This is a genomic window from Selenomonas sp. oral taxon 478 (assembly GCF_001189555.1).
Taxonomy (GTDB): domain Bacteria; phylum Bacillota; class Negativicutes; order Selenomonadales; family Selenomonadaceae; genus Centipeda; species Centipeda felix.
Map to the genome: position 1 here is coordinate 1030001 of NZ_CP012071.1, position 26187 is coordinate 1056187.

26 protein-coding genes, 13 tRNA genes and 2 rRNA genes (1 of these 41 running past the window's edge) are annotated in these 26187 nt (G+C 57.7%); 31 read left to right on the forward strand and 10 right to left on the reverse strand.

The features are described 5' to 3' along the window. From ADJ74_RS04770 to ADJ74_RS04850, 17 genes are all read left to right on the forward strand, one after another. Window positions 1-2820 (forward strand): 23S ribosomal RNA (locus ADJ74_RS04770) (it extends 248 nt beyond the left edge of the window). Between the two features lie 310 nt (window positions 2821-3130). After that, window positions 3131-3247, forward strand: a 5S ribosomal RNA gene (gene rrf / locus ADJ74_RS04775). Between the two features lie 5 nt (window positions 3248-3252). Then, window positions 3253-3328 (forward strand) — tRNA-Asn (locus tag ADJ74_RS04780). Window positions 3329-3396: 68 nt separating this feature from the next. Then, window positions 3397-3473: transfer RNA gene (locus ADJ74_RS04785), tRNA-Gln, on the forward strand. Between the two features lie 39 nt (window positions 3474-3512). After that, window positions 3513-3588, forward strand: a tRNA-Lys gene (locus ADJ74_RS04790). Between the two features lie 16 nt (window positions 3589-3604). Beyond that, window positions 3605-3680: transfer RNA gene (locus ADJ74_RS04795), tRNA-Lys, on the forward strand. A 6-nt stretch (window positions 3681-3686) separates the two neighbouring features. Beyond that, a tRNA-Val gene (locus tag ADJ74_RS04800) sits at window positions 3687-3762 on the forward strand. 18 nt (window positions 3763-3780) lie between these two features. Beyond that, a tRNA-Asp gene (locus ADJ74_RS04805) sits at window positions 3781-3857 on the forward strand. Window positions 3858-3893: 36 nt separating this feature from the next. Further along, window positions 3894-3969 (forward strand) — tRNA-Phe (locus ADJ74_RS04810). A gap of 52 nt (window positions 3970-4021) precedes the next feature. Then, window positions 4022-4097 (forward strand) — tRNA-Thr (locus tag ADJ74_RS04815). A 1-nt stretch (window position 4098) separates the two neighbouring features. Further along, window positions 4099-4172, forward strand: a tRNA-Gly gene (locus tag ADJ74_RS04820). Between the two features lie 11 nt (window positions 4173-4183). Next, window positions 4184-4270: transfer RNA gene (locus ADJ74_RS04825), tRNA-Leu, on the forward strand. Between the two features lie 13 nt (window positions 4271-4283). After that, window positions 4284-4369: transfer RNA gene (locus tag ADJ74_RS04830), tRNA-Leu, on the forward strand. 72 nt (window positions 4370-4441) lie between these two features. Further along, window positions 4442-4527, forward strand: a tRNA-Leu gene (locus tag ADJ74_RS04835). A gap of 10 nt (window positions 4528-4537) precedes the next feature. Next, window positions 4538-4623 (forward strand) — tRNA-Leu (locus tag ADJ74_RS04840). Window positions 4624-4769: 146 nt separating this feature from the next. Next, complete coding sequence (locus ADJ74_RS04845; protein WP_050342339.1) at window positions 4770-6059, forward strand: triacylglycerol lipase; 1290 nt, start codon at window positions 4770-4772, stop codon at window positions 6057-6059. Window positions 6060-6324: 265 nt separating this feature from the next. Beyond that, on the forward strand, window positions 6325-7005 hold the full coding sequence (locus tag ADJ74_RS04850; protein WP_050344209.1) for a trimeric intracellular cation channel family protein: 681 nt from the start codon (window positions 6325-6327) through the stop codon (window positions 7003-7005). Between the two features lie 63 nt (window positions 7006-7068). On the opposite strand, the gene ADJ74_RS04855 is transcribed toward ADJ74_RS04850, so the two are convergent. Together ADJ74_RS04855 and ADJ74_RS04860 are read right to left on the reverse strand one after the other, a co-directional pair. After that, on the reverse strand, window positions 7069-7290 hold the full coding sequence (locus ADJ74_RS04855; protein ID WP_050342341.1) for a molybdopterin-binding protein: 222 nt from the start codon (window positions 7288-7290) through the stop codon (window positions 7069-7071). A gap of 269 nt (window positions 7291-7559) precedes the next feature. Beyond that, complete coding sequence (locus tag ADJ74_RS04860; RefSeq protein ID WP_050342343.1) at window positions 7560-8495, reverse strand: LPP20 family lipoprotein; 936 nt, start codon at window positions 8493-8495, stop codon at window positions 7560-7562. A 202-nt stretch (window positions 8496-8697) separates the two neighbouring features. Here ADJ74_RS04860 and ADJ74_RS04865 point away from each other — a divergent pair, with 202 nt between their 5' ends. The 3 genes from ADJ74_RS04865 to ADJ74_RS04875 all read left to right on the forward strand — a co-directional run bounded on the left by ADJ74_RS04865 (window position 8698) and on the right by ADJ74_RS04875 (window position 10263). Then, window positions 8698-9129 (forward strand): hypothetical protein, encoded by a 432-nt coding sequence (locus tag ADJ74_RS04865; RefSeq protein WP_050342345.1) that lies wholly within the window; start codon window positions 8698-8700, stop codon window positions 9127-9129. Then, a complete protein-coding gene (locus ADJ74_RS04870) occupies window positions 9111-9416 on the forward strand; it encodes a hypothetical protein (protein WP_172664512.1) in 306 nt (101 codons plus the stop codon). The genes ADJ74_RS04865 and ADJ74_RS04870 overlap by 19 nt, the downstream gene beginning before the upstream one ends. 124 nt (window positions 9417-9540) lie before the next feature. After that, window positions 9541-10263 carry a DUF4198 domain-containing protein gene (locus ADJ74_RS04875; RefSeq protein ID WP_039981186.1) on the forward strand — a complete coding sequence of 241 codons (723 nt, stop codon included), beginning with the start codon at window positions 9541-9543 and terminating at the stop codon, window positions 10261-10263. Window positions 10264-10489: 226 nt separating this feature from the next. Here the strand turns inward: ADJ74_RS04875 and ADJ74_RS04880 are convergent, their stop codons facing one another. Next, window positions 10490-10750 carry a hypothetical protein gene (locus ADJ74_RS04880; RefSeq protein WP_050342349.1) on the reverse strand — a complete coding sequence of 87 codons (261 nt, stop codon included), beginning with the start codon at window positions 10748-10750 and terminating at the stop codon, window positions 10490-10492. Between the two features lie 339 nt (window positions 10751-11089). Between ADJ74_RS04880 and ADJ74_RS04885 the strand changes: the two genes are divergently transcribed. From ADJ74_RS04885 to ADJ74_RS04925, 9 genes are all read left to right on the forward strand, one after another. Continuing rightward, window positions 11090-11491, forward strand: coding sequence for a hypothetical protein (locus ADJ74_RS04885; RefSeq protein WP_050342351.1), 402 nt, complete (start codon window positions 11090-11092; stop codon window positions 11489-11491). Window positions 11492-11523: 32 nt separating this feature from the next. Beyond that, window positions 11524-12204 (forward strand): F0F1 ATP synthase subunit A, encoded by a 681-nt coding sequence (gene atpB, locus ADJ74_RS04890; RefSeq protein WP_006690455.1) that lies wholly within the window; start codon window positions 11524-11526, stop codon window positions 12202-12204. Window positions 12205-12297: 93 nt separating this feature from the next. Next, on the forward strand, window positions 12298-12549 hold the full coding sequence (gene atpE / locus ADJ74_RS04895) for a F0F1 ATP synthase subunit C (RefSeq protein WP_050342353.1): 252 nt from the start codon (window positions 12298-12300) through the stop codon (window positions 12547-12549). A gap of 39 nt (window positions 12550-12588) precedes the next feature. Continuing rightward, window positions 12589-13113, forward strand: coding sequence for a F0F1 ATP synthase subunit B (gene atpF, locus ADJ74_RS04900; RefSeq protein WP_050342355.1), 525 nt, complete (start codon window positions 12589-12591; stop codon window positions 13111-13113). Continuing rightward, window positions 13107-13646 carry a F0F1 ATP synthase subunit delta gene (locus ADJ74_RS04905; protein WP_009753344.1) on the forward strand — a complete coding sequence of 180 codons (540 nt, stop codon included), beginning with the start codon at window positions 13107-13109 and terminating at the stop codon, window positions 13644-13646. The genes atpF and ADJ74_RS04905 overlap by 7 nt, the downstream gene beginning before the upstream one ends. 17 nt (window positions 13647-13663) lie before the next feature. Continuing rightward, complete coding sequence (gene atpA / locus ADJ74_RS04910; protein WP_009753343.1) at window positions 13664-15181, forward strand: F0F1 ATP synthase subunit alpha; 1518 nt, start codon at window positions 13664-13666, stop codon at window positions 15179-15181. 18 nt (window positions 15182-15199) lie between these two features. Then, on the forward strand, window positions 15200-16048 hold the full coding sequence (gene atpG, locus ADJ74_RS04915) for an ATP synthase F1 subunit gamma (protein WP_006690450.1): 849 nt from the start codon (window positions 15200-15202) through the stop codon (window positions 16046-16048). A 42-nt stretch (window positions 16049-16090) separates the two neighbouring features. Continuing rightward, window positions 16091-17503 (forward strand): F0F1 ATP synthase subunit beta, encoded by a 1413-nt coding sequence (gene atpD, locus ADJ74_RS04920; RefSeq protein ID WP_006690449.1) that lies wholly within the window; start codon window positions 16091-16093, stop codon window positions 17501-17503. Window positions 17504-17506: 3 nt separating this feature from the next. Then, window positions 17507-17941, forward strand: coding sequence for a F0F1 ATP synthase subunit epsilon (locus tag ADJ74_RS04925; RefSeq protein ID WP_009753342.1), 435 nt, complete (start codon window positions 17507-17509; stop codon window positions 17939-17941). Window positions 17942-18004: 63 nt separating this feature from the next. Here ADJ74_RS04925 and ADJ74_RS04930 read toward each other — a convergent pair whose 3' ends face one another. Next, window positions 18005-18283, reverse strand: coding sequence for a hypothetical protein (locus tag ADJ74_RS04930; RefSeq protein WP_050342356.1), 279 nt, complete (start codon window positions 18281-18283; stop codon window positions 18005-18007). Between the two features lie 133 nt (window positions 18284-18416). Here ADJ74_RS04930 and ADJ74_RS04935 point away from each other — a divergent pair, with 133 nt between their 5' ends. Together ADJ74_RS04935 and ADJ74_RS04940 are read left to right on the forward strand one after the other, a co-directional pair. After that, on the forward strand, window positions 18417-19445 hold the full coding sequence (locus ADJ74_RS04935; RefSeq protein ID WP_050342357.1) for an AI-2E family transporter: 1029 nt from the start codon (window positions 18417-18419) through the stop codon (window positions 19443-19445). A gap of 88 nt (window positions 19446-19533) precedes the next feature. Then, entirely contained in the window at window positions 19534-20754 is a 1221-nt protein-coding gene (locus ADJ74_RS04940; RefSeq protein WP_050342359.1) for an MFS transporter, read from the forward strand. A 170-nt stretch (window positions 20755-20924) separates the two neighbouring features. Here the strand turns inward: ADJ74_RS04940 and tnpA are convergent, their stop codons facing one another. The 6 genes from tnpA to ADJ74_RS04970 all read right to left on the reverse strand — a co-directional run bounded on the left by tnpA (window position 20925) and on the right by ADJ74_RS04970 (window position 26183). Continuing rightward, a complete protein-coding gene (tnpA, locus tag ADJ74_RS04945; RefSeq protein ID WP_050342360.1) occupies window positions 20925-21398 on the reverse strand; it encodes an IS200/IS605 family transposase in 474 nt (157 codons plus the stop codon). 183 nt (window positions 21399-21581) lie between these two features. Beyond that, entirely contained in the window at window positions 21582-22034 is a 453-nt protein-coding gene (locus tag ADJ74_RS04950) for a DNA starvation/stationary phase protection protein (protein WP_050342361.1), read from the reverse strand. 171 nt (window positions 22035-22205) lie between these two features. After that, window positions 22206-23543: an L-fucose:H+ symporter permease gene (fucP, locus tag ADJ74_RS04955; protein WP_050342364.1), complete on the reverse strand. Its 1338-nt coding sequence runs from the start codon at window positions 23541-23543 to the stop codon at window positions 22206-22208. 31 nt (window positions 23544-23574) lie between these two features. Further along, window positions 23575-24261, reverse strand: a complete 687-nt coding sequence (locus tag ADJ74_RS04960) for a class II aldolase/adducin family protein (protein ID WP_050342365.1) — start codon at window positions 24259-24261, stop codon at window positions 23575-23577. Window positions 24262-24273: 12 nt separating this feature from the next. After that, window positions 24274-24717, reverse strand: coding sequence for an RbsD/FucU family protein (locus ADJ74_RS04965; RefSeq protein ID WP_050342368.1), 444 nt, complete (start codon window positions 24715-24717; stop codon window positions 24274-24276). Next, window positions 24711-26183: a rhamnulokinase family protein gene (locus ADJ74_RS04970; RefSeq protein ID WP_050342370.1), complete on the reverse strand. Its 1473-nt coding sequence runs from the start codon at window positions 26181-26183 to the stop codon at window positions 24711-24713. The genes ADJ74_RS04965 and ADJ74_RS04970 overlap by 7 nt, the downstream gene beginning before the upstream one ends. Between the last annotated feature and the right edge of the window lie 4 nt (window positions 26184-26187).

A 26187-nucleotide genomic window follows, 5' to 3' on the forward strand; every position in this document is an offset into this window, starting at 1 on the left:
AAACGGGAAGAGCCCAAACCAAGAGACTTCGGTTTCTTGGGGTTGCGGACCTGCAACAAGACATAAGCTTTAGTGGAAGCATCTGGGAAGGTGCGGCAAAGAGAGTGAGACCCTCGTACACGAAAGAGCGAGTGTTGGGCAGGGATCCAGAGTACCACAGGGCACGAGGAACCCGGTGGGAAGCAGGGTGGACCACCATCCAAGGCTAAATACATCGAAACGACCGATAGCGAAAAGTACCGTGAGGGAAAGGTGAAAAGAACCCCGGGAGGGGAGTGCAAAAGAACCTGAAACCGTATGTCTACAAACAGTCGGAGCACTTTACATGTGCGACGGCGTGCCTATTGAAGAATGAACCGGCGAGTTAATTTATGCTGCGAGGTTAAGCGGGAGACGCGGAGCCGAAGCGAAAGCGAGTCTTAAGAGGGCGCAAGTAGCATGGATTAGACCCGAAACCACAGTGATCTATGCATGTCCAGGTTGAAGCTCAGGTAAAAATGAGTGGAGGACCGAACCCGTGCGTGTTGAAAAACGTTGGGATGAGGTGTGCATAGGGGTGAAATGCCAATCGAACGTGGAGATAGCTGGTTCTCCCCGAAATAGCTTTAGGGCTAGCCTCAGGCGAATAACCATAGAGACGGTAGAGCACTGATCGGGCAAGGGGGCGTAAAGCCTACCGACCCCAGTCAAACTACGAATGGCTCATATGGGCAGCCTGGGAGTCAGAATGCGAGTGATAAGACCCGTATTCAAGAGGGAAACAGCCCAGACCGCCGGCTAAGGTCCCAAATGCTGTGCTAAGTGGAGAAGGATGTAGGACTTCGAAAACAACCAGGATGTTGGCTCAGAAGCAGCCACCATTAAAAGAGTGCGTAATAGCTCACTGGTCGAGAGGCCCTGCGCCGAAAATATCCGGGGCTCAAGCACAGAACCGAAGCCGCGGCAGGGTGTACATATCGACAGAGCGTTTAAGGCGCAGGAAAAATAGGTATCTGCAAGGAAACCGAGAGCGGCGTAGCAGCGCTACGTCAAACGAGGTTGACGCAGCAGAGAGCGATTTTAACAAGCCTTTTGAACGTTGTGCCGATGTGTACACACTGGGTAGGGGAGCGTTCTTATCCGGACGAAGGCAGACCGGAAGGACTGCTGGACGGATAAGAAGTGAGAATGCCGGTATGAGTAGCGAAACGACAGGTGAGAATCCTGTCCACCGAAAGCCTAAGGAATCCCGGGCAACGCTCGTCGTCCCGGGGTAAGTCGGGACCTAAGCCGAGGCGAAAAGCATAGGCGATGGACAACTGGCGAAAATTCCAGTACCGGGCGACTTCGTTTGAGGATGGAGTGACGCAGGAAGGAAGCTGAGCGCGCGACTGGTAGAGCGCGTCGAAGGCGGTAGGCTGGTATGGAGGCAAATCCCCATACTATAAGGCCGAGAACCGATAGATAGGAAAGACTACGGTCAATCTGAATTCAGCCGCACTACACTGCCAAGAAAAGCTTCTAACGAGAAGTCGTCCGCCCGTACCAAAACCGACACAGGTAGGCGGGGAGAGAATCCTAAGGTGCGCGGGAAAACCCTCGTTAAGGAACTCGGCAAAATGCATCCGTAACTTCGGGAAAAGGATGGCCGCTGGTGGTGAAGACATTTACTGTTGGAGCTGTTGGCGGCGGCAGAAAAGAGGCCCAAGCGACTGTTTACCACAAACACAGGTGCCTGCGAAAGCGCAAGCTGAAGTATAGGTGCTGACGCCTGCCCGGTGCAGGAAGGTTAAGGAGAGTTGTTAGTCCTAGAGATGAAGCAGCGAACTGAAGCCCCTGTAAACGGCGGCCGTAACTATAACGGTCCTAAGGTAGCGAAATTCCTTGTCGGGTAAGTTCCGACCCGCACGAAAGGCGTAACGATTTGGGCACTGTCTCAACGAGGGACCCGGTGAAATTGAAATACCTGTGAAGATGCAGGTTACCCGCGACTGGACAGAAAGACCCCATGGAGCTTTACTGCAGCTTGGCATTGGTCTTTGGCATATAACGTACAGGATAGCCGGGAGACTGGGAAGTCATATCGCTAGATGTGATGGAGTCACCGTTGGGATACCGGCCTTTATATGCTAAGGATCTAACCGGAACATTAACCGTGTTCGGGACAGTACCAGGCGGGCAGTTTGACTGGGGCGGTCGCCTCCGAAAGAGCAACGGAGGCGTCCAAAGGTTCCCTCAGCGCGGACAGAAATCGCGCGAAGAGCATAAAGGCAGAAGGGAGCTTGACTGCGAGACTGACGGGTCGAGCAGGTACGAAAGTAGGGCTTAGTGATCCGGTGGAAAGAGAGTGGAATTGCCATCGCTCAACGGATAAAAGCTACCCTGGGGATAACAGGCTAATCTCTCCCAAGAGTCCATATCGACGGGGAGGTTTGGCACCTCGATGTCGGCTCATCACATCCTGGGGCTGAAGCAGGTCCCAAGGGTTGGGCTGTTCGCCCATTAAAGTGGTACGTGAGCTGGGTTCAGAACGTCGTGAGACAGTTCGGTCCATATCCATCGCGGGCGTAAGATACATGAGGGAGGCTGCTCCTAGTACGAGAGGACCGGAGTGGACGGACCAACGGTGTACCGGTTGTCCTGCCAAGGGCACGGCCGGGTAGCTGCGTCCGGAAGGGATAAACGCTGAAAGCATCTAAGCGTGAAGCCCGTCCCGAGATGAAGTATCTCATTCCTATAAGGAAGTAAGACCCCTTGAAGAAGACAAGGTAGATAGGCTGGGTGTGGAAGCACAGCAATGTGTGCAGCTGACCAGCACTAATCGGTCGAGGGCTTGACTTACTGACCTGTCCGAGAAGCGAATCCGTAGGATGAAGCTGAACGGGAAACAGGTCGTATGCGAGAACGTCCCAAGAACACGAGCGAAAGCGACGTGTGATTGGATGACGTTGACCGCTATTCTAAGAAGGTATTGCCTAACAATTTGCTGACGTTTCTTCTGTGAAGTTTTGAGTGAGCAAGACTCATTCAGAGCGGTCAGTGTCAGCCAATCGTCTGCGTCCTTTGGACTTGACTCTTGGGACACTTTCCCATACGGCTTGTTACCCAATCGCATGCGCCCTGCGGGCTTTGCTCTTGGACAAGTCAGTAATGCGGTGATGATGCCTGGACGGTTCCACCTGTTCCCATTCCGAACACAGTAGTTAAGCGTCCACAGGCCGAGGGTACTTCGTTGGAGACGACGTGGGAGAGTAGGTAGTTGCCGCAACATACTCCTCGATAGCTCAGTCGGTAGAGCGTCTGACTGTTAATCAGAATGTCACTGGTTCGAGTCCAGTTCGAGGAGCCATTTTGTATTTACAGCGGCGTCGCCGCTTTGGGGATACGGATCGCATGATCGGTGTGCCCGTGGATAGTTGGGGTATAGCCAAGTCGGTTAAGGCACGGGACTTTGACTCCCGCATCCGTTGGTTCGAATCCAACTACCCCAGCCAAAATATACCCTTTTTGGCGGGTTACGTGGCGCTGATAAAGGTTCACTAGCTCAGTTGGTAGAGCATCTGACTTTTAATCAGAGGGTCCCGGGTTCGAGTCCCGGGTGAGCCACCATTTCTTTACATATCATGACTCACTAGCTCAACTGGCAGAGCAACTGACTCTTAATCAGTAGGTTCACGGTTCGATTCCGTGGTGGGTCACCATTTTATGGGCGATTAGCTCAGCTGGGAGAGCGCTTGCCTTACAAGCAAGATGTCGGCAGTTCGATCCTGTCATCGCCCACCATAGGTGCTTACCTTTTACGGCCCGGTAGTTTAGTTGGTTAGAATGCCGCCCTGTCACGGCGGAGGTCAGGGGTTCAAGTCCCCTTCGGGTCGCCATTTGCATATTACACGCTATTGTGTTATATATCCGATGCCTCGGTAGCTCAGTTGGTAGAGCAGGGGACTGAAAATCCCCGTGTCAGTGGTTCGATTCCGCTCTGAGGCACCACTTATTATCCCTTGGGGACAGCGTCTGCGGCAGTCGCCGCTTGTGCTTTGCTGCTGGCGTAGCTCAATCGGTAGAGCAGCTGATTTGTAATCAGCAGGTTGGAGGTTCAAGTCCTCTCGCCAGCTCCATGCGGGTGTAGCTCAATGGTAGAGCCCCAGCCTTCCAAGCTGGTCACGTGGGTTCGATTCCCATCACCCGCTCCATTTTGCCTATCGCCGGGGTGGCGGAACAGGCAGACGCAGGGGACTTAAAATCCCCCGATCGAAAGATCGTACCGGTTCGATTCCGGTCCTCGGCACCAACTTTTATATCATGCGGTTGTGGCGGAATTGGCAGACGCGCTACTTTGAGGGGGTAGTGTTCACAAGACGTATGGGTTCAAGTCCCATCAACCGCACCATTTAGAGACTTACGGGCAGCGCGGCGCAGATGCGCTACTTGTGCTCGATGATATTCCTTGACAACTCAATATGCGGTCGTGGCGGAATGGCAGACGCGCTAGCTTCAGGCGCTAGTGATGGCAACATCGTGGAGGTTCAAGTCCTCTCGACCGCACCATATTTTATACGCGGTTGTGGCGGAATTGGCAGACGCGCTACTTTGAGGGGGTAGTGTTCACAAGACGTATGGGTTCAAGTCCCATCAACCGCACCATCTGAAAATCTACCGTCGTGGGCGACCACGGCGGTTTTATTTTGTGTCATGAAGTATGCTCACACGTTGTTTTATCTGTCGTTCCTATGATTTTTCAAGGAAAACAGGTATAATAGCGATAGATATATTGTGTGGGAGGTGTGCTGATGAAGGTATTGCATTTCGTGATTCTCCTCTGCGTGCTTGCATTTCCGCTGCGTGCCTTCGCCGCCGCCCCTGATCTCCCTGCGCTCTTCTTTGTCGAGGCGGCGGCGTCCGAGGCGGCCTACAGCGGGGAGCTCTCTGAGCTCTTGCGTGCACGGCTGACGGCGGCGGGATGGGAGATCGTCGGCGCTGAGACCGTGGGGCACCGCGGAACGGTCGGACGTTTCTTTCACATGGTGCGCCGTGATGCCGATGGAGCAGAGCTGCATCTTATCGCTTTTCCCGGGACGGAGCGCGGCAGTGACGTCTGGACGGATCTGCGAATGAAACGCGCGGCGTTCGGCGGGCACTCGCCGGCGGAGTTTCTCACCGTGCGTGATACACCAAAGGCGGAGCGCGGCGGGATGCCGCTGGTTCACCGTGGGTTTCTCGACTACTGTCAGGCGGCGCTCTTTACGGATGCAGTGGATGGGCAGACGGCAGGGGAGCACCTTGCTGCCGACCTGCGCGCGCATCCTTCGGAAAAGCTCTATCTCACGGGACACAGCCTCGGCGGCGCGGCGGCCATTCTTGCGGCGGCGCGTCTCTCTGACCTTGGCGTGTCTCCCGATCAGCTTATCGTGACGACCTTCGGCTCGCCTGCAGTGGGGAACGATGATTTTGTCCGCACCTATAAAGATCGCTTTACCCTGCGCCGCGTTGTGATGCGCGGTGACCCCGTGAAGGATGCACTCTCCTTACCGCTTGGCTTTCAGCACTTCGGCGAGCGCATCGACTGGCAGCCTGCGCGGACGACAGCGGCATTTCCGCATACGATGACCGTCTATGTGGATGCAGCACTGCGCCGCCTCTACGATACGCATGACAGCAGCGGCGCACTGACTTTCCTTGTGGGGCAGGAGAACCGTACGGCAGGGCGTACAGTCTATCTTGCGCCGATTGCCGTGGATGTGGATGCGTCACTCGCAGAGGATGTTCCCTATCTGCGTGCCGTGCTGCATGATGCCCAGTATGTGCGGAACGCCGCGACAGTGTTTTCACCTGAGAGCGCGGAGCATGCACACAGCATAGCAGCACAGGCCGCGGCGGCACGTGCGGCAGGCGCAGAGCAGATGATCGTCTATCGCATCACGGGGGAAAAGCTTCGCGATGCACATGAGACCTATCGCCTGACACTCGAGCGCAGTGTCTATGATCGTGATGGGAATCTGATTGCTGCAGGGGCGCGCTCGGCGGCGACGGGAGCGCTTACGCCGATGGAGGTTATTCTCTATCTGTTTGCGCAGGATTGAGAGAGCTCCTATCGTCACACCGTGGACGGTGAAAGCCTCCCCCGTGCGGCACGGGGGAGGGGGACCATGCGCCGCATGGTGGAAGGGGCGCCTCGGTCGATTCGTGGTTTTCTCCGTGAGAGAGTCGAATGAGCTAGAGGCACCCCTATCGCCTCACTATGTTCGGCACTTCCCCCGCATCGGCGGGGGAAGCTAAAAAGCAGGGGAGACGTCCTAGGCGGCGCAGGTAAAATAAGCTTCAAAAGGGAAGGACGAAACTATGCTCATGGGAGAAATCGATCTCTGGCGTCTCTTTGACATCATCGGGACGCTCGCCTTCGCGGTGTCGGGCACGCTCGTCGGGCTGTCCCGCCGCATGGACATCTTCGGCATTTCCGTTCTCGCTCTCGCGACGGCGGTGGGGGGCGGCATGGTGCGCGACCTCCTCGTAGGGCTTACACCGCCGATGGCACTGCGCGATACGACGAACTTTCTGCTCTCCGTCGGCGTTGCTCTCTCCACTTCATTTCTCTATCAGTGGACAGAACTGCATCACATGCAGCGTCGGCGACTGTTGACGATCTTCAACGTCTCCGACACTATCGGCCTTGCCGCCTTTACCATCACGGGGGCGCTCACGGGGGTACGATTCGGCGGTGCGGACAGCTATGTCCTGCCCATCCTCCTCGCGGCGACGACGGCGGTGGGCGGCGGGATGATCCGCGATGTGCTCGCGAAACGGATGCCCGTCGTCCTCTATGCTGAAGTTTATGCAGCGGCCTCCCTCGTTGGAGCATTTGTGTTCTGCGCTCTGGGCGGCACTCTCGGCATCGAGGTCGTCTCATGGCTCGCCTTCCTCCTCGTCCTCCTCATCCGTTTCGCTGCGATTCACTGGAACTGGAGTCTCTATCATCCACGCCCGCCCAAGCGGCATCATGAGGACGAGGAGGAGGAATCTCTGGAATAAATAATCCCCGCATACCGGAAATGTCCGATATGCGGGGATTTGTCTGTTTAAGCCAGAGATTTCTTAACTGTGGTGATGATCGACGCCGACCATGACGGACGTTGCCTTGATGACGGCGTATGCCTCCTTGCCGACCTCGAGGCCGAGCTCCTCGATTGCACCCATGCTGATGGTGGATGTGATGACGTCGCCGCCCTTGAGCTCGATGCGGACGATGCCGTTGACGGCACCCTTCTCGATGGAGACGACTTTGCCCTTAAGCTGATTTCTTGCACTAAGTTTCATATAGTTTCCTCCTTTTTTGATAGTCCCTACATTATAACATAAAAACACCGTATTGTTTATGATCTTTATCATAGCAATACGGTGTTTTGTGTATTTAGGAATCACTGATAAATTCGGTACAACCATCTTGACGCATCTTTTTTGCCCGCACTTCGGCGGAAAATCCTCCACAGAGCACCACTCTGCGTCCGGTTTTCCACCTCGTTCGGACGAAAAAATCTACGCCAATCTGGCAGACCTCATTTTATCAGTGATTCCTTTATTTTTGCTTAGCGGATAAAGACGACGTTCGTCGCGTCAAGGAAGCCGCTTGCGCCGTTCTCAATGAGGACGCGGCGTGCATCCTCGGCAGAGAGGACGGGGTTCGCATTGCCGTCCACGCGAACGGCGCGGACGACGAGCGGGTTCCGTCCGGCACGCGTGGCATCCGCTTCACTGCGAACGTAGCCTGCCATACCGTTTGCGACGACTTTGTCGCTGTCAAGGTTCTTGTAGCCGTAAATGGGGCGGCCGTTCTCTGTCTTGATGACAGGGCTCATGACGGGGCGCAGGCCCATGCCGCGGCAGTCGACGATGAGTCCCGTGTAGCCGCCGATGGCGCGTCCGCCCGGCGCACTCGCGGCAGAGCTGGTGGAGGGGGAGCGGCGCGCAGGTGCGGCCGGCGTGGTCGTCGTGCCGTCGTAAGCGCCGCGGCGGCCGTAGGTGCCGTAGCCCGTCGTGTCGTAGTCGCGCGGGGTGTAGGGCTCATAGACGCTGTCCGGCGATGTCCACTGTTCGCGCGCAGTGTTCGGCGTAAAGACGGAGCCCGCGAGGGAGCTGACACCGAAGGCGGGCACCTCGAGGGTGACGGTGTAGGCACCGTCACGCAGTGCCTTTTCCTCGACGATGCGTGCACCGCGCACGAGGGCGCTGACGTGAGTACGGACGCTGTCGTTCGTGACCATCATGTCCTCGACGGTGGTCGAGGCATCGACGGCGACGCCCTGAATCTGCTCGGCGAGCTGACGATAGGCGTCGGCGATGGCGGCACGGCGGGCAAGGGCACGCGCCTGTGCAGCACTCACCGTGCGTGCGGGGGCGATGCCCGTTCCCTCCGCGCGGATGCGTCCGCCGTCCCAGTCGGTCGCTGCCTCTGCCGTGTCAGCTAAGCAGACGGCGAGTGCGAGCATGAGGACGGCAAGGGCAAAGGCTTTTACAATGTGCATAAATATTCCTCCTTGAAGCTATCCGAAGCATGAATCTATATCGAATATCTCAGATGAAGAATAGAGAGCAATAAAAAGGGGATTAGTATTCTGTGAGATCCTTAGAACATGGTTGCCATATCCTGTTGAAAATTACTTTCGACATGGTATAATCGAGACAGTATCTTTGTGGAGATATTGGGCGAAGAGGAGATGACGGAAGATGGATGCTGTTCTGACTGCTTTAGCTGTGATCGCGATCCTCGGCGCAATGCTCGCAGCAGGGGTGTATTTTGTTAAAAAGGCATGGTTCCTCCTGCCCTTGCTGATCGGCGTGGGGCTGGTCTATCATGGGCTGAAGGAGATGGGCGCAGAGAACGAACCGATACTGTACATTCTGGGAGGGCTTTTGCTGACTGGTATCTATCTGGGTGTCTGTATCATGTTTCTGATGGGGGATCGTGTGGAGCAGCTTGAGGTGAAAACCGACGAATGGCAGAAGGAATATAAGGACCGATTTACAGACTTTCGACGGGAGGCGCGCGAAAACATCGCGGAGATTACAAGGGAAAAGGATCTCTGGAAAAAGGTTTGGAGTTTGCCGCAAGCCTATCGTCGAGCGTGTCAGATGCCGATGTGGATAAGGATGATCTAGGTGCCCTGCGCAGGGAGGTCATAGCACTGCGGTCAGAACTTTCGCGGCTGAAAGACCATAACAACACAAATCGGGAACTCCACGAACATGCAGAGGAGCTGAAGTGGCTGCACCATGAGATCAATGCTCTGCGCGTGCAAGGAGATGCCGCCTATGGTCTTGCACCGACGAAGCCTGCCGCGCGCGGACTTATCCCTGTCGATGAGGCGCTTGCAGGGCGCAATCTCGTCCCCGTTGACGAAACTCCCAAGGGCAGTGCGCTGATCTCGGGGGAGATCGATGGATAGCGCTGCCCCCGTTTTGTTCGTATGTACTTTTTTTTATTGCAAATAGAAATCAATTATACTATAATAATATAGGAGTGGCAGTATGCATTCACAGAACCCCTTATTTTTGATGGGAGGAAATCTAATGAAGAAAAAGCTTTTGGCGGCGGCACTCGGTGCGGCCATCGGACTCTCGATGACCGCGGCATCGACGGATGCGCACGGCGTGTTCTTTGCGAATCGCGTCGATACGAAGGCACTCGTGCTCGGCGAGGGCCCCCTGGACAATGCCTACGACCCCGCATGTGTCCAGCGCATTGATGCGTACGATGTGAACTTCCAGCCGACGACGGTGGAGCGCGTGGACGGCGAGAAGAACATCACCATTGTGCCGGGCGATGATCTCGGTGTGACGGCGACGTTCTTCGACTATGGCTATTTCGCCAAGACGACGGACGGCAAGGTCATTCCGACGCGCGACTACTCGAACATCGAGAACCTCGTGTCGGTGACGTACGCCTACAAGTACAACGTCCACTACTGGAGCGACAAGGTGCGTCCGGCGGGGATCTACAATGTGCCCATCCAGATCGTTCCGATGGTGAACCCGCTGACCCTGCGGCGCGGCGACACGCTGAACCTGCGCATCTATAAGGATGGTCAGCCGTACGCGAATGCACCTGTCATTGCGGATGTGCTCGGCAACCTGACGGCCGAGACGCAGGCGGATGCAGATGGGTTCGTCTCCGTGCGCGTGGCGAACAACGGCCTGAACGTGATCGGCGTCGAGGTCGGCTTCCCGACGGACAATCCGAACGTGACGAAGAAGATCTTCAGCTCGCTGTCGTTCATCCTGCCGGCGGAGTAAAAGACACGGAGAAAAAGGGAGCTGTTGTGCGAAAGCATGACGGCTCTTTTTCTTTTGTACCGAATATGGTACAATAGAGTGGAAAGGATGTGCTAAGATGGCAGTGCTGAATTTATCAGTGCTTCCCTCTGCCTTTGATGAAAAGAATATCTGCATTGCCGCCTGCAAGGGGCATTATGAATAAGAGGCTGTCGTACGAACGAAAAACTTCGTACCACAGCCCTTTTCACACAATATGATACTTCTTCCACGGGATCTGATTGAGGCGTACAGTATTCAAAAAGTCCACGATGTCCTTGCGTCCGTAGTACAGCGGTTTGCCCTGCGGTGTGAGGCTCATGAGGATGATGGGCATGCCGGGGAAGAAGCGCATGAGGGCGCGGCGGGTCTGCGTGGCTTTGATGGTGTAGCGCGTGACCTCCGGCGCGACGTGGATGATGGCGAAGGTGACGCCCTTCTCGATAATGACAGCTCCCTCGATGGTCATGGATGCGCTCCTCTCTCTGTAATCGGCTCATTTTATCAGAGCCTATGATACAATACAAGAATAAAATTCAATTTAACATTAAAATACGGTTGCGGAAATCCGTAGAACCCCGTATAATAACCATAAGGGAAGTACATCGTTACGGCGAATGTAAATAATCCCGCTTTATGGTATTGACGGAATATTGAAAAAGTGCCTTGCCTATTGTATTCTTTCGCAAGGATTTTTTGGTATCGCGTCGAATACGATAAAGGTACTGATATTCAACGAAGACGGCGCGTGCGCCGACATTCATGGTGGATGTCGGATTTTTGTTGCGTGCGCGGTCGGAGGAGGAATATGAGGCAGGTTTTATCGGCGTATTGGAGGCAGGTTGGTCTGGCGTTCGCGGCGGCGGTTCTCCTCGGTGCGGCGGCTCTCCTCATGATGGGAGAGCTTGCGCTCATCGGGGCACTCACGGCGGGCGCGGCGGCGGCGGCGCTCTACTTTGTCCAGCTTGCGCGGCGCCTTCTGCGTGCGGCGCGGCGCGGGACAGGCGGTGCGGCGCAGGTGCAGATCGGGTTGGTGCTGATGCTCGTCCTCATCGGAGCGGTTCTCTGGGCGGCAACGATGACGGGCGTGCGGCATTTCTTTGCGGCAGTGGGAGGATTCCTTCTGATGCACGCGCTGATGATGGCACAGCTGATCGGCAGGGCTCTGTACGCAGATGGAAAGGACCGTCCGACGGACGGTTCGAAGTAGGAGGGGGGAGACCCCCGAGGGAGGTAGAGGTTATGCACGAAATCGGTGTTCGCGAGGCAGTGCAGATCGCCGGATTTACCTTCAATTCACAGACCCTCGTCATGACGTGGATCTCGATGGCCGTGGTGCTCCTGATCGGCTGGCTGGCGGTACGCAATCTGAAGGTTGTGCCGACGTCCAACTGGCAGATGATGATGGAGACGGTGATCGAGGCGCTGCATGACCAGGTGGAGGAGAACATGGGCCCGCGCGGGCGTGGATTCCTGTCCACGTTCATCGTGTCCCTGTTCTTGTTCCTTCTCGTGTCGAATTGGATTGGTCTTATTCCGACGATGGCATCGCCGACAAATGATCTGAACACCACCCTGGGACTGGCTCTGCTGGTCATCGTCATGATGCACGTCCTGGGACTGGCGGTGAAGGGAATGCACTATGTGGCACATTTCTTCCAGCCGGTCGCACCGTTCATCATCATCAACATTGTCGAGGAGCTCGCGAAACCGATTACGCTGTCGTTCCGTCTTTTCGGCAACATTCTGGCGGGTGAGATTCTGATTCACATCCTGCTGCAGCTCCTCGGGAACGGTTCGACGATCCCGTCGGTGATCTGGCTCGCGTTCAGCGTGTTCGTCGGCATTGTGCAGGCGCTGGTCTTTACGATGCTGTCGACGGCGTACATCGGCGCTGCCATCAAGACGGACGACGGTCACTAACGGCAGTATCGGTCGTGACCACACAGGTTTTGCACGCCGTGCAGCAGGCACGGACACGAAGATTTTGTTCACATATTTAAGGAGGATCTTTTCATGGAAAACGCAATCATGGTCGCAGGCGCTCTTATCGGTGCGGGTCTCTGCTTTGGTCTTGCTGCAATCGGCGCAGGCATCGGTGACGGCCTTGTCACGGGCCGCTTCATCGAGGGCCTCGCACGTCAGCCGGAGGCGGGCGGCGTCCTCTTTACGCGTACGCTGATCTCGGTCGGTCTGATTGAGGCACTTGCCATCATCGGCGTCGTTTTCGGCATCATCATGCTCTTTGCAAATCCGCTGATTCACTAAGACGCATGTGGCACGGATTTTGCAAAGGGGGCATAGGAATTGAGTGAAATTACGCAAGGCCTGATTGATCTCAACGGGACGCTGCCCATCCAAATCATCAACTTCCTGATTCTCGTTGCACTTCTGCGCGCGGTGGCATACAAGCCGATCGTGCGCATGATGGACGAGCGCAAGGCGAAGATCGCTGAGAGCATCGAGAAGGCGGATGCGGATGCCGCGGCAGCGGAGGCGACGCTGAACGAGTACAAGGCGCAGCTCGCTGCGGCGCGTACAAAGGCGCAGGAGATCGTCGATATGGCGGAAAAGCGTGCCGGCGAGGAGCGCGAGGCGAGCATCCAGGCGACGAAGCGTGAGATCGAGCAGATGAAGAAGTCCGCCGAGGAACAGATGGAGCGCGAGCGCGCCCATGCGGTGGAGCAGCTGAAGGCCGAGGTCGTCGCCCTATCGCTCGCAGCGGCGGGCAAGATCATCCAGAAGAATCTGGACGCAAAGGACAATGACGCCATCATCGGCGAGTTCATCGCAAAGCTCGACGCGAAAAAAGTCGGTGACGCGTCATGCTGAACATGGAGCTGGCGCGCAAGTATGCGCGTGCGATCTTCGAGCTGGCGTGCGAGGAGAACGCGCTCAGCGCCTACGGAAATGACCTCGCCAAGGTGCAGCAGACATACGTCGACTGCCCGGAGCTGAAGGCGTACCTCTGCAACCCGAACATCCAGCCCGAGGACAAGAAGTCCCTCCTGAAGGAAGTGTTCGGGGACGATGTGCGCGAGATGGTGCTGAACTTCCTTCTGCTGCTCATCGACAAGCGGCGCATGATGGTGTTCGAGGCGATCAGCGCGATCTTTGTGCAGCTCTCGAACGAGAAGCTCGGCATCGCTGTGGCGGATGTCACGACGGTGGAGCCGCTCAGCGAGATGCAGAAGGCAGAGCTGATGGAAAAGCTCGGACGCGTGACGGGCAAAGAGGTTTCCCTGCGCGAGCACCGCGACCCCTCGCTCATCGGCGGCGTGGTGGTGCGCATCGGCGACCGCCGCATCGACGGCAGCATCAAGGGACGTCTGGCAGCGATGACGGCAGAGTTAATGGCGAACTAGCGGGGTGACAGCGAAATATGAAAATGAATCCGGAAGAGATTACTTCCATCATCAAGGAACGCATCAAGAACTATGATGTCGATCTGAACGTCAACGACGTCGGCACGGTTCTTGAGGTCGGCGACGGCATTGCGCATATCTACGGCCTTGACAAGGCGATGGCAGGCGAGCTGCTCGATTTCGGCAACGATGTCTACGGGCTCGTGCTGAACCTCGAGCAGGAGAGCGTCGGCGCGGTGCTGCTCGGCGGCGAGACCCTCATCAAGGAGGGTGACACCGTAAAGCGTACGGGACGCATCATGCAGGTGCCCGTGGGCGAGGCGATGGTCGGACGCGTCGTGGACGCACTCGGCCGCCCCATCGACGGCAAGGGCCCCATCGACACGAAGGAGTTCCGTCCGGTCGAGTCGCCGGCACCCGGCATTGCCGACCGCAAGAGCGTCCATGAGCCGCTCCAGACGGGTCTGAAGGCGATCGATGCCCTCGTTCCGATCGGCCGCGGCCAGCGCGAGCTGATCATCGGCGACCGCGGCACGGGCAAGACGGCGATTGCCGTCGATACGATCCTGAACCAGAAGGGACAGAACTGTATCTGCGTCTACGTCGCCATCGGTCAGAAGGCATCCACCGTTGCGCGCGTCGTCAAGACGCTCGAGGACGGCGGCGCGATGGACTACACGATCATCGTCGCGGCGACGGCAGCAGACTCTGCGCCGCTGCAGTACCTCGCACCGTATGCGGGCGTGGCGATGGCAGAGTACTTCATGTACAAGGGCGGTCACGCGCTCTGCGTCTATGACGACCTCTCCAAGCACGCGGCGGCGTATCGCGCCATGTCGCTCCTGCTCCGCCGTCCGCCCGGACGCGAGGCATACCCGGGCGACGTGTTCTACTTACACTCCCGCCTCCTCGAGCGCGCGGCAAAGCTCTCCGACGCACTCGGTGCAGGCTCCATCACGGCACTGCCGATCATCGAGACACTCGCGGGCGACCTCTCGGCGTACATCCCGACGAACGTCATCTCGATCACCGACGGTCAGATCATGCTGGATACCGACTCGTTCTACTCGGGCATCCGCCCGGCAATCAGCGTCGGTCTCTCGGTCTCGCGTGTCGGCGGTTCCGCCCAGATCAAGGCGATGAAGCAGGTCGCGGGCACGATGCGTCTCGACCTCGCACAGTACCGCGAGCTCGCGGCATTCGCGCAGTTCGGCTCGGACCTCGACAAGGCGACGAAGGCACAGCTCGACCGCGGTGCCCGCATGGTTGAGACGCTGAAGCAGGCGCAGTACAGCCCGCTCTCCGTTGCGGAGCAGGTGCTCGTCATCTTTACGGCGGTGCGCGGCCATCTCGCGGACATCCCCGTCAGCAAGGTCGTCACCTTCCACACGGACTTCCTGAAGTTCATGCGCACGGCGCATCCGGAGATCGCCGCGGCGATCACGGAGATGAAGAAGCTGGACGATGGGCTCGAGGGAGACATCACGAAGGCGATCGCGGAGTTCAAGGAAACCATCTCCTACAAAGAAGCGTAAGGGGAGAGGTGACCGTATATGGCAAATTTACAGGACATCCGCCGGCGCATCCGCAGCGTCAAGAGCATCCAGCAGATCACGAACGCCATGGACATGGTCGCGACCTCGCGTCTGCGCCGTGCCAAGGAGGCTGCCAACAGCAACCGCCCCTACGCCGAAAAGACGGCTGCGGTCATCCGCAGCGTGGCGGCAGCGGCGACGGGCATCGCGCATCCGCTCCTCGAGCAGCATGAGAGCGGCAAGCGCCTCATCCTCGTCATGGCGGCGGACAAGGGGCTCGCGGGCGCATACTCCAGCAACGCACTCAAAAAGGCGATGACGCTCGTCGAGGATAAGTCCAACACGCAGATCGTCACCGTCGGGCGCAAGGCCCGCGACTTCTTCAAGAACCGCAGCTTTGACATCATCAGTCAGCGCGTTGGCATCAGCGAGCGCCCGCAGGCGCGTCATGCACAGAAGATTGCGCGCACGCTCATCAGTGCGTTTGAGTCCGGTGAGATCAAAGAAGTCTACATGGTCTACACGCGTTTCGTGTCGGCCATTACCTGTGTGCCCGAGGCCGTGAAACTCCTGCCCTTTACCGCAGAGGCAGGCGAGGGACACGCACAGGCACCCTACATCTATGAGCCGAATGCCGAGGAGGTGCTCGGGGCACTGCTGCCGCAGTACCTTTTCACCACCATCTATGCGGCGCTCCTCCAGTCGGCGGCGAGCGAGCTGAGCTCACGCATGAACGCGATGAGCAACGCGACCGACAACGCCGGGGAGCTCATCGGGAAGCTCGACCTCTACTACAACAAGGTACGTCAGGCGGGCATCACGAACGAGATCAACGAGATCGTCGGCGGCGCCGAGGCACTCAAGTGACATCCATGTACGCCGCGTGCATGGAGGTAAGGAGGTTTTCCATTGGCAAAAGGTAAAGTCGTACAGGTCATCGGACCTGTCGTAGATATTGAGTTTCCGGCGGGCGAACTGCCGGAGATTCTGAACGCCATCAAGGTCAGGGGCAAGACGGCCGACCATGACATCGACCTCACGGTCGAGGTCATGCAGCACCTCGGCGACAGCGTCACGCGCTGCATCGCCATGAGCTCCACCGACGGCCTGATGCGCGGCATGGAGGCGGACGACACGGGCGCGCCGATCAGCGTGCCGGTCGGCGAGGCGACCCTCGGACGCGTCTTCAACGTCCTCGGCGAGACCGTTGACCACAATCCCGAACCCGTCGGCAATAAAGAGGTGTGGCCGATCCATCGCGCCGCCCCGAAGTTTGACGAGCAGGAGACATCGACCCAGATCCTCGAGACGGGCATCAAGGTCGTCGACCTCATCGCCCCGTACTCGCGCGGCGGAAAGGTCGGACTCTTTGGCGGTGCCGGCGTCGGCAAGACCGTTCTCATCATGGAGCTCATCCACAACATCGCGACCGAGCACGGCGGCTACTCCGTCTTTGCGGGCGTCGGCGAGCGTACGCGTGAGGGCAACGATCTCTGGTCGGAAATGACCGAGTCGGGCGTTATCGACAAGACCGCCCTCGTCTACGGCCAGATGAACGAGCCGCCTGGAGCACGTATGCGCGTCGCTCTGACGGGTCTGACGATGGCAGAGTACTTCCGCGATGTGCAGGGGCAGGACGTTCTGCTCTTCATCGACAACATCTTCCGTTTCATCCAGGCAGGTTCCGAGGTCTCGGCGCTGCTCGGACGTATGCCGTCCGCCGTTGGCTACCAGCCGACACTGACGACCGACGTCGGTGCCCTGCAGGAGCGCATCACCTCCACGAAAAAGGGCTCGATCACGTCCGTGCAGGCGGTCTACGTCCCCGCGGACGACCTCACCGACCCGGCACCGGCGGCGACATTCACCCATCTCGACGCGACGACGGTTCTTTCCCGTCAGATCGCCGAGCTCGGCATCTACCCCGCCGTTGACCCGCTGGACTCCACCTCGCGTATCCTCGACCCGCACGTCATCGGGCAGGAGCACTACGAAGTCGCGCGCGGTGTACAGGCGGTGCTCCAGAAGTACAAGGAGCTGCAGGACATCATCGCCATCCTCGGTATGGAGGAACTCTCCGACGAGGATAAGCTCACCGTCTCGCGTGCACGCAAGATCCAGCGTTTCCTCTCGCAGCCGTTCGCCGTCGCCGAGGTATTCACGGGCTCGCCCGGAAAATACGTCGCGCTGAAGGACACGATCCGCGGGTTCAAGGAAATCCTCGACGGCAAGCACGACGACCTCCCCGAGGCTGCCTTCTACATGGTCGGCGGCATCGACGAAGTCATTGAGAAGGCGAAGAAGCTCAAAGAGGAGGAATGACGGATGGCGACCATCAAGCTGGAGATCGTATCTCCCGACCGCGTGGTCTATGCCGCCGACATCGACATGCTCATCGCCCGCTCCACGGGCGGCGAGATCGGCATACTGCCGAAGCACATTCCCCTCGTCACGGGACTTGAGCCCCATGCCATGAAGATTCATGTCGACGCCAAGGAACAGCTCGTCGCTGTGGCGGGCGGCTTCATGGAGGTTACCCCCGACAAGATCACCGTACTCGCAACAGCAGCGGAGGAGCCGATCGACATCGACATCAACCGCGCCCAGCGTGCCTATGAGCGTGCGCAGGAGCGACTGCAGCGTCTGCGCGAGGATCCCGATGCACAGGCGAGCATCATCGACGAGCAGCGCGCCTCCCTCGCACTGAAACGCGCCGCAGCACGCCTGCAGACCGCGAAGACAGTGAAACCCGGCGCATAATTCACCGGGAAAAAAAGCCGCTCCGACCGAAATGGTCGGGGCGGCTTTTGTGTCCTGAATATATCACCCTACGTCGGCAATGACTTCACCGTCCTCGCGTGCGATCTCCCAAATGAGAGAGCTGTTGTTTCTAACAAACTCGGTCAGCTTTGCGCGTTCCTCCTCGTTGAAGCCACTGTACTTTGTGCAGGTAATGCTCGGCAGCAGATACTCCGCCGTATCAAACCCGTGCGCGTTGGCACGCTCCATGCAGACCAGAATACTCTCGCCGCGCAGCGCGGAGCGGTGAATATCCGAAAACGTCGTGACAATACCGTCAATCGTGCTGTAATAGTGCTTCATGATACTCCCTCCTCATCCATAGTATACGTATGCGTGCGACTGCGGTCAATAGACAGCCGCTGTACCTTTTTGTGGACGATGCGCCGTGAATATGCTATCATAGCTCCACACATGACTGCGAAAGGAGGCATCTATGAACCTCGCAAATCACCGTACCTCCATCATCCTTGCCATCGTCTTTGCCGCACTGCTCTCCTCCTTCTGGTTCTTTCAGGACTTCGCCTTTATCGTCTTTCTCTCGCTCCTCCTGCAGCTCCTCCTTCATCCCGTCGTAGATGCGATGGAGCGGCGGCGTATCCCGCGCGGCATCGCGTCGGCGGGGGCGATCCTCCTCTTTCTCCTGCTCGTCCTCGTCCTCCTCTCCGTCCTTTCACGCTCTGTTGTCCCGTCCCTGCAGCGTTTCGTCACGGAGCTGCCGAGCATTGGGCAAGGACTCCAGCAGATGCCTCTTCTCACAGAGATGGATCTGCAGCAGGAGATGGAGAGCTTCCTCGACAAGCTGCGCAGCGTCGGCGCGGAGCTCCTGCGCGCGTCGCTCTCCTTCCTGCTTGCTGCCGTCGGCAAAATCATGGACTTCGTCATCATCATCTTCGTTTCCTTCTACCTCCTGAAGGACGGAAAGACGATCAAACGCTGGCTTGCGGGGCTCTTTCCGTATGGATCACGCGGGCGTGTCCTGAGCCTCTTTGACCGCCTGCTCCACGCTCTGCGCATCTACGTATGCAGTCAGCTTGTCATGTGTATCATCACGGGGCTTATCGTATTTCTTTACTTTGTCCTCATGGGTCTGCCGTATGGCTCCGTCTTTGCTCTGCTCTCCGGGATCAGTGAGTTCGTTCCCGTTCTTGGCCCCACCGCCGCATCCGCACTCGGCATAATCATGACCGCCTCGGCAGCCCATGACCTGACTGTGCAGACCGCACTCTTTTACCTTGCATTGACACAGATCAATCACAACATTGTCTATCCCGCCCTTGTCGGAAAGAGCCTCCACCTCCACCCCGTTGCCGTCATTCTCGGCGTCGTCTTCGGCGGCGAGATCCTCGGTGCCGCAGGGATGTTCCTCGCCGTTCCCTTCATGGTTATTGTCAAGATCGTTGTGACGGACATCTATCATGAGCAGAAAACCGAGACGACGGAGGGGGAGGAAGAAAAGCCGTGATTAAAAATTTTTTGATGAGGCATTATGATATGAACTGTGGGAATGCAGCTTTACTCACACAAATACAAACCGAAAGAAGCGACCTATCATGAAAAAAAGTCTTTCCAACATCCCCAAAATCGTGTGGTTCCAGCTCTTCCTGCTGGCTCTAGGCTATGCTTTTTACTCGGCCAACCGTTTGTCGTTCGGCGTCGGACTCAAAGCCGTCGCGGCGAGCATCTCACTGACCGCCGTTCAGCTCGGCACGATCGGCACGATATTTACTCTTGGGCAGGCACTTGTTGACATTCCTGCAGGCTATCTGGCAGACCGCTTTGGACGCAAGCGGATGCTTGTCATGGGGATGGTTGGGCTCGGCTGTATGACGGCTCTCGTGACGACCTCGGCGAGTTTCGCTGCTGCGGCGTTCTGGCGCTTTATGTTCGGTGTCGCAGAGGGCTGCTGGAACATCGTCATGTACTCCGTGGCGGGCTCGATTTTTCCTGCGGCACGCGCAATGCTCAACGGTCTCATGATGACCTTTTATTCGATCGGCGCGTATGTCGGCCCCGCCTACTACGGATGGAGCCTCGAGCGTACGGGAGAGTGGAGCGTCGGCCTTCAGCACATGGGCGTTGTGACCGTCATCTTCGGCCTTCTCCTCATCGTGGGGCTGCGGGCGCGGTACACAGACACGTCCAAGGATGTCAAGCGCCTTCACCTGTATGAGGCAGTGCGCACTGTCGGCTTCAACAAGGTCGTATGGCTCGCCGTGCTGATTCAGATTCTGAACATCATCCCATATTGGGGCTTCGCCTCGATGGGACCGTATCTCTTTATGACCTATAAGGGGTTCAGTGCGACGGAGGCAGGGCAGTTCTTCGGCGCAATTTATGGGATCGGCGGATTAAGCGGCGTCCTTTTGGGATTCTTTGCCGATCGCTTCGGCCGGCGGCCGACGGTGCTCTTCCTCTCGGCACTTAACGCGCTCTGCGCCCTCGTCATTTTCCACATTATGCCGCAGAACTCACCGCTCCTCTACATCGTCGGTGCGATGATGGGCATCGGGCTTCATGCTGTCTATGTTCTCGGCTACACGATCGCACAGGATGGCGTCAGTCATCAGCAGATCGGGCTTGCGACCGGCATCGTCGGTGCATCGAGCTACTTCCTCTCGTTCTTTTCCGGTCCTTTGATGGGCTTTTTGACGAGTACGCTCGGCCATGCGGCGGCACTTGATATCATTGTCATTGCCTTCGAGGCGGTGCTCGTCGTCGTTGCATTCTTTATGAAGGAGACGCAGCACAGAGGGCAGGAGGAACAATCATAGCGGATGGGATCAACGAGCGGGCCTGCGGCTCAGAAATGCGCTGCACCTCGTTTCTCAACAGAAATAAATATCCACCCGCATAGCGGGTGGTTTTTCATTTTCGGGCATAGCCCTTATGTAATTGGCGGCGTACAAGTACGCCTTTTATTGGCCTGCCAGCCATGCACAGATTACTTGCCACCCATAAATGGGTCTCTTGGGTCAAACAAGCTCAGTTGATCCTGCTCCCGATCCTTCTTCAGCTGGTCAGCTATGTACTCCTTAATCGCCTTGGTGTTCTTTCCTACGGTATCGACATAATACCCTTTGCACCAAAATTCTCGATTTCTATATGCAAACTTCATGTTTCCATACTTTTGGAATATCATTAAGCTACTCTTGCCCTTTAGGTATCCCATAAAGCTCGATATGCTGATCTTCGGCGGGATACTTAACAGCAGGTGGATATGATCCGGACAGATCTCCCCTTCAATGATCTCTACACCCTTCCACGCGCACAGCTTTCTTAGGATCTCCCGGATTTCCAGCCGTTTCCCTTCGTAGAATACTTTTCGCCGATACTTCGGTGCAAACACAACGTGATACTTACAATTCCACTTTGTGTGTGCTAAACTATGCGTATCGGCATTTTGTTGTTTCGACATAATGCTGTTTCCTCCCTAGTGTCTTCACTATTTTTAGGCTGGCAGGCTTACGCATAGTTTAGCACACTGGGGATTTTCTGTTCACCGCTTAAGCTCTTTCCAACCACGCGACTATCGCGTGGTTTTCTTTATACAAAAAGCCGCCGTGCAGCTGCACGGCGGCTTCTTTTGTCGGGAAGAATATTATGCAAGCATGGAGTGGAGGAACCAGATCTGCTTTGCGTAGTTGGTGATGTGATCCTCCATGAGGTTCGCAACGCCGAAGCAGTCATGCGCATCGGCCGCCTTGCGGATCGCGAGCGCCTGATCGCGGAGCAGCTCAAGGTCGGCAAGCGTGATCTCGAGCGCCTTCTTCTGATCGACCGCCTCGTCACCGAGCTCCTGGATCGTCGCGATAGCGAGGTACCCCTTGAGGCTCGCGACCGGCTGCACGCCGGCCATCTTCAGCAGCTCTGCCGTCTCATCGAGCACATCCGCGAACGCGTCGTAGAGCGACTCGAGGTACTCATGAACAGCCTTGAACTGTGGCCCGACCACATTCCAGTGGAGATTGTGCAGCTTGATATAGCCGACGCCGATGTTGGCGATGTAGGCGTTGATCGCGTTGTTGAGGTTTGCATCATTTGCATGTGACATAGTAAAATCCCCTTTCATCTTGTTGTTCTTCCTGTTTTGTATCTCATTACGTGTGTCATTATAGCGACAAATGGATTACTTGTCAATAGTAATTATTAAATAATCTTGCAAAAAAATATCTCTGCGACGTTTTCTGCCGCAGAGATATAGAGAAACAGTAGCCTTTTGTCCTCAGTCCTTCACATTGCGGAAGGCAAGCGAGTACGCGAGAACAACGGCAAAGCAGAGGACGGGGAGGTAGAAGGCACTGCGGATGGCGGCGATTTCAGGGGAGAATCCGCTGACGAGGCCAGTAAGCGTGCCGCTGTCAACGAGTGCGCCCATCATCGGGGTGATGATGGCACCGCCGAGGATTGCCATGATGAGACCGGCTGCACCGAACTTGACTTCAGGACCGAGCCCGCGCAGAGCAATGCCGTAGATGGTCGGGAACATGAGGGACATGCATCCCGAGATACCGACGAGACAGTAGATGGAGATCTCGATCGGGAGGTAGATGGTCCCGAGGCAGCAGAGGATGCCGCCGAGGGCGAAGACCGCCATCATCTTTGCGGGGACGATGTACTTCATGAGCCACGTGCAGATCCAGCGGCAGCCGATGAAGAGGAAGATGGAGTAGATGTAGTAGTTTGCTGCCTCCGCCTCGATGAGGTTCATGTTCGTCATGACGTACTTGATCGTCCATGTCCAGACGGCGATCTGTACGCCGACGTAGAAGAACTGGCTGACAACGCCGAACGCATAGCGCGGGCGGGCGACGAGGCGGCGGATTGCCTCACCGACGCTCATGGTGTCGCCTGCGTCACGGTCACTGAGACCGCTGCGGTAGAAGAAGCACCAGATGATGAAGGCGATGAGGATGAGTCCGACGTAGGGGACGCAGACCCAGAACAGCTCGGTATCGCGGACGGCGGTGAGTGCCTCCGTACTCATGGCGAGGCGGTCGTCGAGCGTGGCGGGGTTCAGGTGCGCGAGGATGACGTATTTCGCGAGGAACAGCCCTGCCATCGAGCCGAGCGGGTTGAACGCCTGGGCAAAGTTGAGGCGGCGGACGCTGGTCGACTCATCGCCGAGGGAGAGGACGAACGGGTTGCACGTGGTCTCAAGGACGGAGAGACCGCCCGCGAGGATGAAGATAGAGACGAGGAAGAGGTTGTAGCTCTGCAGGATCGCCGCCGGGATATACCCGAAAGCGCCGATCATGTAAAACCCGAGTCCGACGAGGACCCCCATGCGGTAGGAGTAACGCTTGATAATGTAGGCGGCGGGGAGTGCCAGAACGGCGTATGCGCCATAGAACGCCACCTGCACGAGAGAGGAGTCGACTGCCTTGATCATAAAGATCTTGGCAAAGGACGGGACGAGGTTGTCCGTCATGTTGTTGAGCAGTCCCCAGAGTGCAAAGCAGGAGACGAGCAGGAAGAAGTATACGCGGTACTGGTGGGGCACGACGGGGGTATCGTCCACGTCGCGCACGTCCGACGTAAAGGCGGCAGTATCTTTGGTCATGTGAATCACCCTCTGTTCGGTTTGATCTCGGTTATTCCTCAGCGTAGTGCTTGTAGCCGGGGTGGCGTCCCTTGACACCATAGTAGCTGCGTAGATCGATGAGCTTGTCGATGTTCGCACGCGAGATTTCCTTTGGTCCGCCGAGCATATAGGCGGTGAGGTTGATCTTGGCGAACAGTTCGAGTGTCTCCATCTTGTAGTAGGCGTCAATGAGGTTCGCTCCGAGGGTCAGCGCGCCGTGGTTCTCAAGGAGTACGGCATCGTGCTCCTGGATGTAGGGCGCAATCGCCTCGGGGACTTCGTATGTGGACGGCGTGCCGTACGGCGTGATGGGGATGGAGCCGAGCGAGACGACGGTCTCGATCATGTCGTAGCGGTCAAGCGGTATGTGCGCGACGGCAAAGCCGGTCGCCGTGGGCGGATGCGCGTGCACGACGGAGCGCACGTCTGCGCGGTCCTTGTAGCAGCGCAGGTGCATCTTGATCTCGGAGGAGGGGCGATAGCCCTCGTTCGCCTCAAGGATGTTGCCCTCGCGGTCGATGCGGACGAGCTTTTCGGGTGTGATAAAGCTCTTGCTGATGCCGGTCGGCGTTGCGAGCAGGGTGTCGTCATCGAGGAGGACGGTGACGTTGCCGTCATTCGCGGCGACCCAGCCGAGCTGCCACATCTTATGGCAGACATCGCAGATGGCGTCTTTGGTTTCCTTTATATTATCCATTTCTCTCACCTTTCAGGCGTCCGTGACGACACCCTTTTGCAGTATGATGTTGGCGTACAGCGCGGATTCGCCCGTGGTGACAATGGCGTACGCCGTACGCGCCTCATCGTAGAAGCGGAACCGCTCGATCGTGCCGACGGCTGCCGCGCCGCGCGCGTCATGCTTTGCAATGATCTCCTTGTACGTGTCCCAGATCGGTGTTTTGACGGGATCGCCCGGCATGACCTCCATGAGGCTGACCGGTTTGTCGACGTAGGGGTCGAGCGGGAACAGCGTGAGGATCGCGTCGAGGAGTTCGGGAACGCCGTGCCCGTCGGCGCGGATGACGATGCAGTCCTTGCCGACCGATTCGGCGGGGAAGTTGCCGTCGCCGATGACGATGCGGTCGCTGTGTCCCATCTCGGCGAGTACCTTGAGCAGCGCGGGGGAGATGATCTTCGGGATTCCTTTCAGCATGGGGTCAGCCCCTTCCATTTTTCAAAATGTGTGTCCCATTGGTCGGTGTTCTTCGGCTCGTACGCCGTGATGTCGGAGGAGGCGCGGATGAGTGCCCGTGCCTCAGCGAGATCCTTGACCTCGCCCGCTGCAATCAGCTGCAGGGCGATATTGCCGAGGACGGTTGCCTCGACAGGACCCGCGAGGACGGTGCGTCCGCACGCGTCTGCCGTAAGCTGGGCGAGGAGTCGGCTCTGGACGCCGCCGCCGATGAGATAGATCTTGTCGTAGTGTTTGCCCGTGCAGGTCTCGATCTCCGTGAGTGCCGCGCGGTAGGAGAGGGCAAGGCTCTCGTCGATGCAGCGAACGACTTCGCCGACGGTCTCTGGGACGGGCTGTCCCGTGCGCTCACACGCGGCGCGGATCCGGAGCGGCATATCGCCCGAGGGCAGGAACGCGGGATCGTCGGGGCGGATGAAGGAGCGCTGTGTGGGGGCTGCCGCCGCCATTTGCTCCAGCTCGCCGTAGGAGTATTCGTGCCCTTCGCGCATCCACTGACGGCGGCTCTCCTGAATGAGCCAGAGGCCGATGAGGTTCTTGAGGAAGGAGATCCGCGCACCGTAGCCGCCCTCGTTCGTGATGTTGCACGCGGCGGAGGTTTCGTTGATGATCGGCTCACGCAGCTCTGTGCCGAGGAGCGACCATGTGCCGCAGGAGAGGAAGATGAAGTCCTCCTCGCCTGTGGGCACGCCCGCCATGGCACTCTGCGTGTCATGCCCCGCGACGGCGATGATGTCGGGCCGCCCCATGCCGAGCTCGGCGGACAGCTCCTCCGTCATGCGCCCAATGGGCGTCGCCGTGGGGACAATGTCCGTGAGAATGTGCGCGGGCAGGTCGAGTGCGGTGAGTACCTCACGCGACCATGTGCGCCTCTGTGCATCGAGCATCTGTGTCGTGCTGGCGATGGAGTACTCGGTCTGCTTCTCCCCTGAGAGAAAGTAGTTGAGGAGATCCGGCATGAGCAGCAGCGTTTTTGCACGCGCGAGCAGCTCGGGGCGCTGCTGCCTGAGGGCGAGCAGCTGAAACACGGTGTTGATCTCCATGATCTGATTGCCCGTGATGCGGTAGAGTTCCTCGCGTGAAATCTTTTGGAATGCCGTGCCGCTCATGCCGACGGTGCGGCGGTCGCGGTAGTGGACGGGGTTTTCGAGGAGACAGCCGTCAGCGTCCAAAAGCCCGAAGTCCACGCCCCATGTGTCTGTGCCGATGCTCGCGATGTTATGCCCGCGTGCCTTCAGCAGCCCCTGCTTCATCTCGTGAAATAGGCGCAGGACATCCCAGTACATCGTGCGTCCAAGGTGGACGGGATCGTTTGTGAAGCGGTGCAGTTCCTCCATGCGGATGCGGCTGCCGTCGTACGCGCCCAAGACGGCTCTGCCGCCCGAGGCGCCGAGGTCGAAGGAGAGCACATATTTTTCCGTAGCCATGACA

What these genes read in the sequence shown, in the direction of transcription:
- ADJ74_RS04855 (WP_050342341.1), bottom strand. Translation starts at nt 7,290, where the DNA reads ATGAAACTTAGTGCAAGAAATCAGCTTAAGGGCAAAGTCGTCTCCATC.
- tnpA (WP_050342360.1), bottom strand. Translation starts at nt 21,398, where the DNA reads ATGTCGAAACAACAAAATGCCGATACGCATAGTTTAGCACACACAAAG.
- ADJ74_RS04905 (WP_009753344.1), top strand. Translation starts at nt 13,107, where the DNA reads ATGCTGAACATGGAGCTGGCGCGCAAGTATGCGCGTGCGATCTTCGAG.
- ADJ74_RS04865 (WP_050342345.1), top strand. Translation starts at nt 8,698, where the DNA reads ATGGATGCTGTTCTGACTGCTTTAGCTGTGATCGCGATCCTCGGCGCA.
- ADJ74_RS04950 (WP_050342361.1), bottom strand. Translation starts at nt 22,034, where the DNA reads ATGTCACATGCAAATGATGCAAACCTCAACAACGCGATCAACGCCTAC.
- ADJ74_RS04845 (WP_050342339.1), top strand. Translation starts at nt 4,770, where the DNA reads ATGAAGGTATTGCATTTCGTGATTCTCCTCTGCGTGCTTGCATTTCCG.
- ADJ74_RS04885 (WP_050342351.1), top strand. Translation starts at nt 11,090, where the DNA reads ATGAGGCAGGTTTTATCGGCGTATTGGAGGCAGGTTGGTCTGGCGTTC.
- ADJ74_RS04960 (WP_050342365.1), bottom strand. Translation starts at nt 24,261, where the DNA reads ATGGATAATATAAAGGAAACCAAAGACGCCATCTGCGATGTCTGCCAT.
- ADJ74_RS04875 (WP_039981186.1), top strand. Translation starts at nt 9,541, where the DNA reads ATGAAGAAAAAGCTTTTGGCGGCGGCACTCGGTGCGGCCATCGGACTC.
- atpG (WP_006690450.1), top strand. Translation starts at nt 15,200, where the DNA reads ATGGCAAATTTACAGGACATCCGCCGGCGCATCCGCAGCGTCAAGAGC.
- atpA (WP_009753343.1), top strand. Translation starts at nt 13,664, where the DNA reads ATGAAAATGAATCCGGAAGAGATTACTTCCATCATCAAGGAACGCATC.
- ADJ74_RS04850 (WP_050344209.1), top strand. Translation starts at nt 6,325, where the DNA reads ATGGGAGAAATCGATCTCTGGCGTCTCTTTGACATCATCGGGACGCTC.
- ADJ74_RS04940 (WP_050342359.1), top strand. Translation starts at nt 19,534, where the DNA reads ATGAAAAAAAGTCTTTCCAACATCCCCAAAATCGTGTGGTTCCAGCTC.
- atpE (WP_050342353.1), top strand. Translation starts at nt 12,298, where the DNA reads ATGGAAAACGCAATCATGGTCGCAGGCGCTCTTATCGGTGCGGGTCTC.
- ADJ74_RS04935 (WP_050342357.1), top strand. Translation starts at nt 18,417, where the DNA reads ATGAACCTCGCAAATCACCGTACCTCCATCATCCTTGCCATCGTCTTT.
- ADJ74_RS04880 (WP_050342349.1), bottom strand. Translation starts at nt 10,750, where the DNA reads ATGACCATCGAGGGAGCTGTCATTATCGAGAAGGGCGTCACCTTCGCC.
- fucP (WP_050342364.1), bottom strand. Translation starts at nt 23,543, where the DNA reads ATGACCAAAGATACTGCCGCCTTTACGTCGGACGTGCGCGACGTGGAC.
- ADJ74_RS04860 (WP_050342343.1), bottom strand. Translation starts at nt 8,495, where the DNA reads ATGCACATTGTAAAAGCCTTTGCCCTTGCCGTCCTCATGCTCGCACTC.
- ADJ74_RS04965 (WP_050342368.1), bottom strand. Translation starts at nt 24,717, where the DNA reads ATGCTGAAAGGAATCCCGAAGATCATCTCCCCCGCGCTGCTCAAGGTA.
- ADJ74_RS04925 (WP_009753342.1), top strand. Translation starts at nt 17,507, where the DNA reads ATGGCGACCATCAAGCTGGAGATCGTATCTCCCGACCGCGTGGTCTAT.
- ADJ74_RS04970 (WP_050342370.1), bottom strand. Translation starts at nt 26,183, where the DNA reads ATGGCTACGGAAAAATATGTGCTCTCCTTCGACCTCGGCGCCTCGGGC.
- atpB (WP_006690455.1), top strand. Translation starts at nt 11,524, where the DNA reads ATGCACGAAATCGGTGTTCGCGAGGCAGTGCAGATCGCCGGATTTACC.
- ADJ74_RS04930 (WP_050342356.1), bottom strand. Translation starts at nt 18,283, where the DNA reads ATGAAGCACTATTACAGCACGATTGACGGTATTGTCACGACGTTTTCG.